This is a genomic window from Archangium gephyra (assembly GCF_049060025.1).
GTDB classification, from domain to species: domain Bacteria; phylum Myxococcota; class Myxococcia; order Myxococcales; family Myxococcaceae; genus Archangium; species Archangium gephyra_A.
On record NZ_JBMEQQ010000002.1, the window covers coordinates 9,732,555 to 9,744,014 of the forward strand.

Annotated in this window: 12 protein-coding genes; 6 read left to right on the forward strand and 6 right to left on the reverse strand. The window is 70.3% G+C overall.

All coding sequences use genetic code 11. The features are described from left to right. Window position 1: 1 nt before the first annotated feature. On the forward strand, window positions 2-916 hold the full coding sequence (locus tag ACN28I_RS42570; RefSeq protein WP_420947596.1) for a hypothetical protein: 915 nt from the start codon (window positions 2-4) through the stop codon (window positions 914-916). Between the two features lie 25 nt (window positions 917-941). Here the strand turns inward: ACN28I_RS42570 and ACN28I_RS42575 are convergent, their stop codons facing one another. The 4 genes from ACN28I_RS42575 to ACN28I_RS42590 are packed head-to-tail and all read right to left on the reverse strand — an operon-like array spanning window position 942 to window position 4,316. Further along, window positions 942-2,039: a glycerate kinase gene (locus ACN28I_RS42575; RefSeq protein WP_420947597.1), complete on the reverse strand. Its 1,098-nt coding sequence runs from the start codon at window positions 2,037-2,039 to the stop codon at window positions 942-944. Then, entirely contained in the window at window positions 2,036-2,494 is a 459-nt protein-coding gene (locus tag ACN28I_RS42580; protein ID WP_420947598.1) for a hypothetical protein, read from the reverse strand. Before ACN28I_RS42580 ends, ACN28I_RS42575 begins: the two co-directional genes overlap by 4 nt. Continuing rightward, entirely contained in the window at window positions 2,491-2,985 is a 495-nt protein-coding gene (locus tag ACN28I_RS42585; RefSeq protein ID WP_420947599.1) for a YkgJ family cysteine cluster protein, read from the reverse strand. Before ACN28I_RS42585 ends, ACN28I_RS42580 begins: the two co-directional genes overlap by 4 nt. Before the next feature lie 41 nt (window positions 2,986-3,026). Continuing rightward, the gene (locus tag ACN28I_RS42590; protein ID WP_420947600.1) at window positions 3,027-4,316 is read right to left on the reverse strand and encodes a class I SAM-dependent methyltransferase; all 1,290 of its coding nucleotides are present in this window, start codon (window positions 4,314-4,316) and stop codon (window positions 3,027-3,029) included. 28 nt (window positions 4,317-4,344) lie between these two features. Here ACN28I_RS42590 and ACN28I_RS42595 point away from each other — a divergent pair, with 28 nt between their 5' ends. Genes ACN28I_RS42595 through ACN28I_RS42605 form a run of 3 tightly spaced genes read left to right on the forward strand, consistent with a single transcriptional unit; the run spans window position 4,345 to window position 6,122 of the window. Next, window positions 4,345-4,857 (forward strand): hypothetical protein, encoded by a 513-nt coding sequence (locus ACN28I_RS42595; protein WP_420947601.1) that lies wholly within the window; start codon window positions 4,345-4,347, stop codon window positions 4,855-4,857. A 41-nt stretch (window positions 4,858-4,898) separates the two neighbouring features. Beyond that, on the forward strand, window positions 4,899-5,603 hold the full coding sequence (locus ACN28I_RS42600) for a DUF1499 domain-containing protein (protein WP_420947602.1): 705 nt from the start codon (window positions 4,899-4,901) through the stop codon (window positions 5,601-5,603). A 9-nt stretch (window positions 5,604-5,612) separates the two neighbouring features. Beyond that, entirely contained in the window at window positions 5,613-6,122 is a 510-nt protein-coding gene (locus ACN28I_RS42605) for an FxsA family protein (RefSeq protein WP_420947603.1), read from the forward strand. A 12-nt stretch (window positions 6,123-6,134) separates the two neighbouring features. Here ACN28I_RS42605 and ACN28I_RS42610 read toward each other — a convergent pair whose 3' ends face one another. Together ACN28I_RS42610 and ACN28I_RS42615 are read right to left on the reverse strand one after the other, a co-directional pair. Continuing rightward, complete coding sequence (locus ACN28I_RS42610) at window positions 6,135-6,860, reverse strand: hypothetical protein (protein WP_420947604.1); 726 nt, start codon at window positions 6,858-6,860, stop codon at window positions 6,135-6,137. 876 nt (window positions 6,861-7,736) lie between these two features. Next, a complete protein-coding gene (locus ACN28I_RS42615) occupies window positions 7,737-8,714 on the reverse strand; it encodes a class I SAM-dependent methyltransferase (RefSeq protein ID WP_420947605.1) in 978 nt (325 codons plus the stop codon). A gap of 134 nt (window positions 8,715-8,848) precedes the next feature. Here ACN28I_RS42615 and ACN28I_RS42620 point away from each other — a divergent pair, with 134 nt between their 5' ends. Together ACN28I_RS42620 and ACN28I_RS42625 are read left to right on the forward strand one after the other, a co-directional pair. Continuing rightward, window positions 8,849-9,991 (forward strand): cystathionine gamma-synthase, encoded by a 1,143-nt coding sequence (locus ACN28I_RS42620; RefSeq protein WP_420947606.1) that lies wholly within the window; start codon window positions 8,849-8,851, stop codon window positions 9,989-9,991. 138 nt (window positions 9,992-10,129) lie between these two features. Beyond that, the gene (locus ACN28I_RS42625) at window positions 10,130-11,389 is read left to right on the forward strand and encodes a DEAD/DEAH box helicase (RefSeq protein WP_420947607.1); all 1,260 of its coding nucleotides are present in this window, start codon (window positions 10,130-10,132) and stop codon (window positions 11,387-11,389) included. Window positions 11,390-11,460 lie beyond the last annotated feature (71 nt).

Genomic DNA, 11,460 nt, shown 5'->3' on the forward strand with positions numbered 1-11,460 from the left:
CATGCGCCACCTGTCCGCCCTGCTGGGCCTGCTGCTGTGCGCCGCCTGTGTGGGGCCCGAGGACACTCCGTCGAACGTGAAGGACCTGCGCGTGCTCGCGATGCGGATGGATCCGCCCGAGCTGCTCGCCGAGGAGTGCTCCACGGACCCCGCGGTACTCGCCGACACGCTGGTGCGCCCGGTGCGCCTCACCGCGCTCATCCCGGACCCGGCGGGAGAGGGCCGCGACCTGGATTACACCCTGTGGGCCTGCGCCTCGCAGGACGATGACACCTGCCGCGAGGACCGCGTGGAGCTGGCGCGCGGGGTCACCAAGGGCGGCGAGCTGGTGATTGATCTGTTCCCGGGGCCGGGCACGTCGCGGCTGGGGGACGGCACCTTCCTGGTGCAGCGGATCCTGGAGGAGGATCTCTACAACGGCCTGGGCGGCGTGCGGATGCCGCTGGTGCTGTGGGTGCGCGGCGGTGGCGAGCAGGTCTACGCGCAGAAGCTGATGGTGTACGGCTGCCGCTTCTTCCCGGAGATGAAGGCCAACGAGCAGCCGCAGTTGCCGGACCTGTTGCTGCAGGGCGAGCCGTGGGTGGAGGGTGTGCCGCGCGAGCTGTCGGGCCCGGGGCCTTTCGAGGTGAACGTGCCGGAGCTCACCGGGCGCGAAGAGGCGTACGTGGTGCCCTCCTTCGAGCTGAAGCCGGTGAATCTCCAGGAGGCGTGGGAGGTGGCGTGGCACACCACGCTGGGGAGCTTCTCGCCCAACCAGACGGGCGGGTCGGACTTCGGCGGCGGGGTGGCGCGGCACCGGGTGGAGTGGACGCCTCCGCGCGACGCGCAGGCCCAGGAGGTGCGCTTCTGGGTGGTGGCGCGTGACGGACGCGGTGGCATGTCCTGGCTGGAGCGCACGGTGAAGTACACGCCGTGAGCCGTGGGGCCTCGGGGCATCGCCGTCAGCGCGAGCCCCTGGAGGCCCACCCCGCACCGGCATGGCGCAGGGCCTCGGCATGGGAGACACCGGGCGGGGCGAGCGCGGACACCTCGACCACCTCGTCGAAGGGCGCGCTGTCCGTGCCGGGCGCGACGGCTCCCGCGAACAGCACCGTGTGCTTGCCGAGCGCCCGTGCCTCCTTCGCCAACGCGCCGGGCCCCTTGCCGAACGCCGTCTGCCGGTCGAAGCGCCCCTCGCCCGTGAGCACGGCCTGCGCGGCGGCGAGCCGCTCGGGCAGCCGCAGCGTCCGGGCCACCAGCTCGTACCCGGAGACGATCTTCCCTCCGGCCAGGGCCAGCAGCCCGTAGCCGAAGCCTCCCGCCGCACCCGCGCCAGGCGTCTGGGCGAGTCCGGGCGCGACCACCTCGGCGAAGCGCGCCAGGGCTGACTCCAGCTCGGCGACAGTGGCCTCGTCCGCGCCCTTCTGCGGCCCGAAGAGGTACGAGGCCCCGTCCGGCCCCAGCAGCGGTGAGGTGACATCCGTGGCCACCAGCAGCTCCACTCCAGCGAGCCGCGGATGCCGTCCATCCGTCTCCACCCGTGCGAGCCGCTTCAACGCGGCCCCACCCGGAGGAAGGGGCGCCCCCTGCGCATCGAGGAACCGGAACCCGAGCGCCGTGAGTGCCCCCGTGCCTCCGTCATTGGTGGCGCTGCCCCCGAGCCCGAGGATGAGCCGTTCACAACCCCGCTCCAGCGCCGCGCGCATCAGCTCGCCGGTGCCGGAGGTGGAGGCACGCCGGGGGTCCCGCTCCCTTGGCGCGAGCAGGGTCAGCCCGGAAGCGGCGGCCATCTCGATGACGGCCGTGCGCCCCGAGTCCAGCAGCCCGTAGGTGGCTCGCACGGGGGCACCGAGCGGCCCCTGGACGGTGCACGTCACCCGCTCGCCACCGACGCCCGCGAGCAGCGCGTCCACCGTGCCCGGCCCGCCGTCCGCGAGCGGCGCCACGTCCAGCTCCACGCCGGGTGCACCCTGGCGCAACCCGTCGGCGAGGGCGGCGGCGGCCTCGGCGGCCGTGAGGGTGCCCTTGAATTCCTGCGGTGCGACGAGCCAGCGGCTCACGGCGTGGGTTCCGCCGTGCGCTCCTCTTCAGCCGAGGGGGCCGGGGTGAGCAGCGGCGCGTCGGGTCTCAGTCTGGCGGCCCGAGGCACGTCGGTTCGCGGCTTGGAGGACGTGGACGCGGAGGCCGGCGGCTCGGCGGGGTTGACGATGATGTTCCCATCGCGAGAGCCCCGCGCGACGCACTGGTAGACCATCTTCTCCTCGATGCACTCCTCGAACGGGTCGCACTCGCCCCGGCAGGGGAGGGGATCGCAGTAGCCCGTGGCCTCGTTGCACGTGGTCCCCACGGGGCACACGGCGTAGCAACCCCCCTGGGAGCGGGAGATCGCGGACGCGCCGAGCGCGATGCCGGTGTTCAACAAGGCCCCGCTGACGGCCCCGCCCCCGGTACCACATCCGGACAGGAAGAGAACGGCTACGGGCAGGACGACGTTGCGCCACGGCATCGGGCTCATGGTTCCTCCTCGCGGAGCGAAGCCTCCGCGTGCCACTCGAGGATCTGACGGGGGCCGGTCAACGATGGCAGGAGCCGCTGGGAGACGCGCTCCAGCCGCAGCAGCAGGGCGGTCACCGTGTCGGCTGGCTGACGTGCCGGGCCGCGGATGCGCTCGCAGAAGAAGGTGCGGCAGCCGAACGGCCGCTCCGCGTACACGGTGCAGCGCTTGCCCGCGGCGTCCAGGTAGGGACAGCCGCCGTCCTCTCTCGGGGGCGGCAGCGGATGGTGGCGCGCCAGCAGCAACCACTCGGGGTACCACAGCCAGGGCTGCCGCTTCGTCGTGGAGAGCTGGCAGCACTCGCCGCTCGCCGGGCACGAGAAGGGCGCGTACGCCGCATCCGCCTGCCGGTAGATGGTGCGCAGCTCCTGCAGGGCCCGCGCCTCCTCGCGCGAGCCCTGGGCCCTGGGGGCCTCATCGTCGGTGTCGTCGTCCCAGTCGGGGTGTCGCATGGCTTCAGCGGCTGTGGATCATCCCACCGGGACGGGCCGGCTCACAACACGCGGAGGACGAAACACTTCAGGTAACGCGTCTCGCGCAGGTTGAGCAGCACCGGGTGGTCCTTGCCCGCCCCGCGCTTCTCGATGATCTGCACCCGCCGCTTCGCATCCGCCGCCGCCGAGGCCAGCATGTCCTCGAAGCCCTGCTCGTCGATGTGGTACGTGCAGCTCGCGGAGATGAGGTAGCCGCCCGGCCGCAGGAGCTGCATGGCGCGCAGGTTGATCTCCTTGTACCCGCGCAGGGCGCCCTCGATGGCGTCCTTGTTCTTCGCGAACGACGGCGGGTCCAGGACGATGGTGTCGAAGCGCCGGCCCTCGTCCACCGCGTCGCGCAGGAAGTCGAAGGCGTTGGCCACCACCACGTCCACGTTGGGCAGCTTGTTGGCCGCCGCGTTCTCGCGCAGCGTCGCCGCCGCCTGCTCGGAGATCTCCACCGCGGTGACCTTCTCGGCCCGCGTGGCGAGCTGCAGCGCGAAGCCGCCCACGTACGAGAAGCAGTCGAGCGCCTCGCCAAACGCGTACTGCGAGGCCACGACGTGGTTCTCCCGCTGGTCCAGGAACGCGCCCGTCTTCTGGCCCTCGAGCAGGTCCGCGCGCACGCGCACGAGCCCCTCGTCATAGGTCACCGGCCCGGGCAGGCTGCCGTACAGCACGCCCTTCTCCTGGGGCAGGCCCTCCAGCAGTCGCACGCCCACGTCCGAGCGGTTGGCGATGGCGCGCGGCTTGAACAGCTCCACCAGCAGGTCGGTGATGAGCTGCTTGCGCTGCTCGGTGGCGGGGATGAGGAACTGCACGCTCAGGCAGTCGCCGTAGCGGTCCACCACGAGGCCGGGCAGCAGGTCCGCCTCGCCGTGCACCACGCGGTAGGTGGTCTCCCCGGGGAGGGCGCGGCGCCGCATCGCGTCGGCGAGGGCCAGCCGCTGGCGGAAGAAGTCGGTGTCCACCGGCACGTCCTCGTAGGCGAGCCAGCGCAGCGAAATCTTGGACTGCTTCGAATAGAAGGCCTTGCCGAGGAACCAGCCGCGGGCGTCGACGACGCGCACCACCTCGCCGCCCTGGAGGGCGGGGTCGCCGTTGAGGTCGGCCCGGTAGATCCACGGGTGGCCGGCCTGCCAGCGCTCGACACCCCGGCGGACGAGCGAGACCTGGGGGAGCCCGTCCTGGCCGATGTCCGGAGTGCTCCGGTCCGGGGCGGGCTTCTCCGGGCGCTGCGGGGGGCGGTTGCGGCCGGGGGGGCCACCGGGGCGGCGATCGGGGCGGGGTCCTGGAGTTGGCTTGGGCATGGCGTGTGCGGCGTATACTCCAAACAGCGTGAGATACGACCTGCTCCTTCAATCCATGGTCCCGGGGACGCCTTTCGACAGCGCCCGGGTGGAAGCCCTCCTGGAAGCCCGGGGGGCGAAGGCCCAACCGAGCGGTGGGCGCACCTGGCTGCTGGAAAACGGCGAGGTGGAGCTCCACCCGCTGCGCGAGGGCGGCCAGTGGGTGGCCACCGAGGTGCGCGTGCCGCTGTCGGACCGGACCGAGCTCATCCGCGAGGTGGTCTCCAAGGGGGCGGAGCTGGCCCGGGAGGCCGAGGTCCGGTTCTTCGATCCGCAACTGGGGCGCGAGCTCAACACCCATGAGGCGGGCGCGGTGGCGGACCAGTACGAGCGCACCGCGCGCTACGCGGGGGAGATGCTCGGACTGGCCTCGGCCATGCCCATGCCCACCCCCGAGGCCGAGGGCTTCCAGCCGACGACGAAGCTCGTGTTCGGGGCCATCGGCTTCTTCACCCTGCTGTACCTGCTGGTGGATTGGATCAACGCCCAGCTCGGGGGCTGAAAAGGCTGGATTTCGCGGCGCCGCTGACGCATGCCTGCCGCATGCTCCGCTCCTGGTCCGTCCGCATCTCGCTGCTCGCGGTGTTGCTGCTCGCCCTCGGGCCCTTGCTGGCCGTGGTGGGGATCCTCCCGGGGATGCAGGCCATGCTCGTGTTCGCGAGCGCGGCGCTGGTGGGCCTGGCGGGCATCGTGGCGGGGATCATCTCCGCGGTGCGGGGCAAGGTGGCGCCGGGGATGACGGCGGTGGCGCTCGGGACGCTGGCGCTGGTGGCGGTGCTGTCGCCGGCCTTCGCCGGTGGAGGCAAGCCGCCCATCAACGACATCAGCACGGACCTGCAGGACGTGCCCGTCTTCACCCACGCGCGGACGCTGCCGGAGAACGCGGGGAGGGACCTGGGCTACCCCGAGGAGTTCAAGTCCGTGGTGCGGATGTATTACACGGACCTGAAGTCGCTGAAGCAGGCCCAACCCCCGGACACTGTTTTCGCGCGGGCGGTGGAACTGGCGCGGGCGCAGCCCGGGTGGACGGTGACGCACGTGGACGCCCCGGGGCACACGCTGGAGGGCTTCGCCGAGACGCGCCTCTTCCGTTTCCGTGACGACTTCGTGGTGCGGGTGCGGCCGGAGGAGGGAGGGGGCTCGCGGGTGGACATGCGTTCGAAGTCGAGGGTGGGGCGGGGTGACCTGGGAGCCAACGCCGCCCGCATCCATGCGTTCCTGCAGGCATTGGAGGCCGCGGGGCGTTAGGTTGGGCAGGTGTTCAAGTACCTGCTCCTGACGTTCACGGTCGTTCCGTTCATCGAGCTGTACCTGCTGCTGGCCATTGGCCGCGAGGTGGGCTTCTGGCCCACGGTGGGCGGGGTGCTGCTCACGGGCCTGATTGGTGCCTGGCTGGCCAAGAAGGAGGGCTTGCGCGTGCTGCGCCGCTGGCAGGAGTCGCTCGCCCAGGGCCGCATGCCGGAGGAGGGGTTGGTGGGAGGGGTGCTGGTCCTGGTGGGCGGAGTCCTGCTGGTGTCGCCGGGGGTGCTCACCGACTTCGTGGGGCTCTTCCTGCTGTTCCCGCCGACGCGCCGGGTCATCGCCGGGCTGGTGCGCCGGAGACTCGAGCGCCGCATGGCCGCGGGGACGCTGCGCGTGACCACCTTCCAGTCGGGTCCATTCTCCGGGGGGCCCTTCGGACCCTCACCGGGAGGGGAGCCCCGAGCCTCGAAGCCCCGAATCGAACGGAAGCCGGGGGACGAAACCGACGCGGAGTTCACCGAGTAGAACGCCCGTGCCTCAGAGGACGCGCTGGTATTCGCGGACCCAGAACTTCATGGTGCCCTCGCAGATGCCATCCAGCCGCTGGCAGTCGAGCTCGCGGGGCTTGTCCATCTCGAGGGTCGCATCGACGAGCAGCTCCTTCCGGGCGTTCCAGAGCTGGAGGCGGACGTGGGTGGCATCGGTGCGTGAGGCGCGGGCGTACAGCCTCAGGCGCTTGGCGCGGTGCTCGAAATCCACCGAGATCGGCTCCGGCTCCGAAGGAGAGAGCGTATAGACGCCGGTGACGGCGGGGACCTGGAGCAGCAACTGCACGGGGGGCTGGTGCTCGGTGGGCGTGTCCAGCTTGAGCGAGTGCTGGCCGGTGATGCGCACGGCCATGAAGTCCAGGGTAGGGGGGTGCTGCGAGGAGACGGGCTTCACGGTGAGCAGCTTCCGGGAGCCCTCGAGCCGGGCGATGGCGCCGTCGCGGGCGCGGATCTCACCCGAGCAGCTCTGGGGGCCGCAGTCGACGGAGAGGCGCCAGTCGGCGCGGGCATCGGGGCAGTCCTTGGGGACGTCGAGCTGGACCTGGGCCTTGGGGGGGAGGATGAGGCTCTGGGTGCTCGGGGTGCGGCAGACGAAGTCCACGTCGACGGCGAGTGCGGTGACCTCGGCCGGGGCAGTGGAGGGGGACACCTTCTTGGGGTCCTGGGTCCCATCCGCTGAGAGCAGCAGGGCGAGCACGGAGAGGGCAGAGAACATGGCCCCGGTCTAACATGGGACCCGTGCTCCGCCCTCTTCTGGTTCAGCGAGAGCCCAACCCGTCATTCCTTGGGTGGAGCCTCAGGGCCTGGAGACAAACTACATGCACCAGGTGGCGTTGGGAGAGCTTGGGGTCGTGCCCGAGGGGTTGCACCCGCGGGAGATCTCGTGCCGGATGACGGAATAGCCACTCGGACAACCGAGGCTGCAGTTGAAGAAGGCCTGGGTGCCAGGAGTCGGCAACGCCCCGTAGTAGGTCTTGTTGGGGACGGTTCCCCCATTGGACGAGGTGACAGCATCGCAATACCGGTCGATTATGTACCCGCCGTTGTAATGACCGCTCGACCCAGATTGACCGAGACCACAGGCATAATACGCACCCGCCGTAATGGGGTTGCAACCTGTTCCATTCACAGACGTGTACTGGTCTCCAGCGGAGCACGGGCCACAACCGCCATAACACCCGTAGGCGTTGGCCGCGGCGCCGGCAGGGCACCCCAGGCCACACTCGACGAACGACAACTCAGACTGCACCGTATTGAGGGTGTCATCCGCGCGAGTGGTCTCCTCCACGGTGGAAGTCCCGCCACATGCAGCCAACAGGACCATCAGGCAGGGAATCGCCAAAAAGTTCTTCATGCCACAGCCTTTCGGGTAGGTGCCTCCAATGAGTGGCATTCCATGGGAATGGGTATTCGACATGGGCCAACTCTCTTGGAGGCGCGGTGTGAGCCTTCTTTATCAAGGCCTGATGCGAATGCAGTGAACGGGTTCACACCTCGGGCGATTCGTGTTGGTTCGAGTGAGCTCGCAGGGCCCGTTTGCCCATGGCGCTGGAAAATCCTCTGCCCGATTTGCCGCCGCTGAGCCCGCGGCTCAGCGGCGTGCGGCGCCAGGTGCCACCATGCGCCAGCAGCGGTGGATCTCCTGGCGCTGGAAGTCCTCGGGGATGGAGCCGGGCGTGAGCTCCTCCACCCCCTCGTAGCTGCGCACGGCGGTGTCCTTCAGCTCGAAGCCCAGGAAGTTGGTGGAGAAGTAGAGGATGCCGCCGGGAGCCATCAGCTCCCGGATGCCCTCCAGCAGGCGCACGTGGTCGCGCTGCACGTTGAAGGAGCCCTGCATCTTCTTCGAGGTGGAGAAGGAGGGCGGATCACACACCACGAGATCGAAGAGCTGTTCGGGCTCGTGGCGCTGGTCCTGTACCCAGGCCATGGCATCGGCGCGCAGCAGGGTGTGGCGCGGGTCCGACAGCCCGTTGAGCGCGAGGTTCTCCTCGGCCCAGTCGAGGTAGGTGTTGGAGAGGTCCACGCTGAAGGTGCGCGAGGCCCCGCCCGCGGCGGCGTACACGGTGAAGGCGCCCGTGTAGCAGAAGAGGTTGAGGAAGCTCCTGCCCTTGGCCTCGTCACGGACGCGGGCGCGCGTCAGCCGGTGGTCCATGAAGAGGCCGGTGTCCAGGTAGTCGCCGAGGTTCACCCAGAACTTCAGCCCCTGCTCCTCCACCACGACGCGCTCGGTGCCCTCGCCCACCCGGCCGTACTGCGAGCGGCCCCAGGGCTGGGGCAGGTGCGTCTTCACGTGGATGCGCTCCGGGGGCACCTCCAGCACGGCCGTCACCGCGGCGAGCACCTCGGCCCGCTGCTCCTCCAGGCTCTTGAGGGCCCGGCGGCGCGGGTACTCCACCAGGTGCACCCGGTCCGCGTAGAGGTCCACCGCATAGGTGTACTCGGGCACGTCCCGGTCGTACACGCGGAAGGCGGTGAGCCCGCGGGCCTTGGCCCACTTGCGGAAGTGCTTCACGTTCTTGCGCAGGCGGTTCTCGAACATCCCCACCGCCGTTCCGCTGCCCTGCGTCATGACTGCCCTGTCCTCTCCGGTACAACCGCCGCCCCCTCTTCTCCGACTCCCCGCCGCCGGGCAAGTCTTCCGGACAGGCGGGCGGGCGCGGCGGACACTCCCGGGGGGCAGGGGAGTGTGATAGGCCCCCGGCCATGCGCTTCGATACCCTCGCCATCCATGCCGGCCAGGAGCCGGATCCCACGACGGGCGCCATCATGACGCCGGTCTACCTGACCTCCACCTACGTCCAGGCGGGCCCCGGGGAGCACAAGGGCTTCGAGTACAGCCGGACGCAGAACCCCACCCGCAACGCGCTCCAGGACTGTCTGGCGGCGCTCGAGGGGGCCAAGCATGGCCTCGCGTTCGCCTCGGGTCTGGCGGGCTCGGACATGCTGATGCACATGCTGGAGTCCGGGGACCACGTGGTGGTGTCCGACGATGTGTACGGCGGCACCTTCCGCATCTTCGACAAGGTCTTCCGGCGCCACGGGCTGAACTTCTCCTGGGTGGACCTGTCCAACCCGGACAACTTCGAGAAGGCCATCACGCCGAAGACGAAGATGGTGTGGGTGGAGTCGCCCACCAACCCGATGCTCAAGCTCATCGACCTGCCGCGCATCGCGGAGACGGCGAAGAAGCGGAACATCCTCTCGGTGTGCGACAACACGTTCATGACGCCGTACTTCCAGCGTCCGATGGACCTGGGGTTCGACGTGGTGACGCACTCGACGACGAAGTACATCAACGGCCACAGCGACGTGGTGGGCGGCTTCGTGTGCACCAGCAATGACGAGCTGGCGCAGAAGATGTACTTCCTGCAGAACGCGGTGGGCGGCGTGCCGGGCCCCATGGACTGCTTCCTGGTGCTGCGCGGCGTGAAGACGCTGGGTGTGCGCATGGAGCGCCACGCGCAGAACGCGCTGAAGGTGGCGCAGTTCCTCGCCACGCACCCGAAGGTGCAGAAGGTCACCTACCCGGGCCTGGAGAGCCACCCGCAGCATGCGCTGGCCCGCAAGCAGATGACGGGCTTCGGCGGCATGATGACCTTCGACATCAAGGGCGGGCTGGAGGCGGCGCGCACGTTCCTCAAGACGGTGAAGATCTTCGCGTGCGCCGAGTCGCTCGGTGGCGTGGAGTCGCTCATCGAGCACCCGGCGATCATGACGCACGCGTCGGTGCCCAAGGAGACGCGCGAGCTGCTGGGCATCACGGATGGGCTCATCCGCCTGTCGGTGGGCATCGAGGACGCGCAGGACCTGGTGGACGACCTGAAGCAGGCGCTCGAAGTGGCCTGAGCCGCACAGTTCGAATCCCGGGCCGAGGGCCTCACGCTCCAGTGTCTGGGAGCGGAGGCCCTTCGCCTTCTCCAGGTAGACTGCTTGCCCCCGGCGCACGCCCTCCCTCGCGCCCCTCTCCCGAGGTAGCCCTCCCCCATGACCTTCACTTCGCTCGGCCTCTCGGAGGCGCTCGCCCGGGCCGTGGCCGAGCTCGGCTACGACGAGCCCACGCCGGTCCAGCGGGAGGCCATCCCGGCGGTGCTGCGGGGCCGGGACGTCTGGGCCTCGGCCCGGACGGGCTCCGGGAAGACCGCGGCGTTCCTCCTGCCCCTGCTGCACTCCCTGAGCCTGCGCCCGGGACGCGTGCCGCGGCAGGTGCGCGCCCTCGTCCTCGTTCCCACTCGCGAGCTCGCCGCCCAGATTGACGAGGCCATCGGCCGCTACGGCCGTTACCTGCCGAGTCCGCTCAAGAGCTGCCTGGCGGTCGGCGGCGTCTCGGCCAACCCCCAGATGATGGCGCTGCGCGGTGGCGCGGACCTCGTGGTGGCCACCCCGGGGCGCGCGTTGGACCTCGTGGATCAGAATGCCCTGCGGCTCTCCTCGGTGGAGACCCTGGTGCTCGACGAGGCCGACCGGTTGTTCTCGCTGGGCTTCGCCGACGAGCTGACGCGCCTGCTCGCGCTGCTGCCCGCGCGCCGGCAGAACCTGCTCTTCTCCGCCACCTTCCCGCAGGCGGTGCAGGCGCTCGCCACGCAGTTGCTGCGCGAGCCCGTCCGGGTCCAGGTGGAGACCGCCGCGCTGCCCGCCGCGGCGCCCCTCGTCCAGCGCGCCATCGCGGTGGACACCGGCAAGCGCACGATGTTGCTGCGCCGGCTGCTGGAGATCCACGGGTGGCCCCAGGTCCTCGTCTTCGTGGCGAGCCGCCACGGGGCGGACCACCTCGCGCTGAAGCTGAACCGCGCCTCCATCCCCACGGCGGCCCTGCACGGCGAGCTGAGCCAGGGCGCGCGCACCCAGGCGCTCGCGGACCTCAAGGCCCAGCGCGTGCGGGTCCTCGTCGCGACAGACGTGGCCGCCCGCGGCCTGGACATCGCGCAGTTGCCCGCGGTGGTGAACTACGACCTGCCACGCTCCACGGTGGACTACGTGCATCGCATCGGCCGCACGGGCCGGGCCGGACAGCCGGGCATGGCGGTCAGCTTCGTCAGCGCGAGCACCGAGGCCCACTTCCGTCTCATCGAGCGCCGCCACCACCTCGAGCTTCCGCGCGAGCGCATCGAGGGATTCGAGCCGGTCGAGCTCGCCCCGCCGGCGCAGGACCCGCACGGCGGCGTGAAGGGCAAGCGCAAGAGCAAGAAGGACAAGCTGCGCGAGGCGGCGGCCGCGGCTGCGCTGAGCGTCAAGCGCAAGCCGTAGGTGCGGCCTGTCCACCTCCCCCTGCGCGAATCTGGCTCGGGTGGCTTAGGGCCTCTCCCTCCTGTGAATGT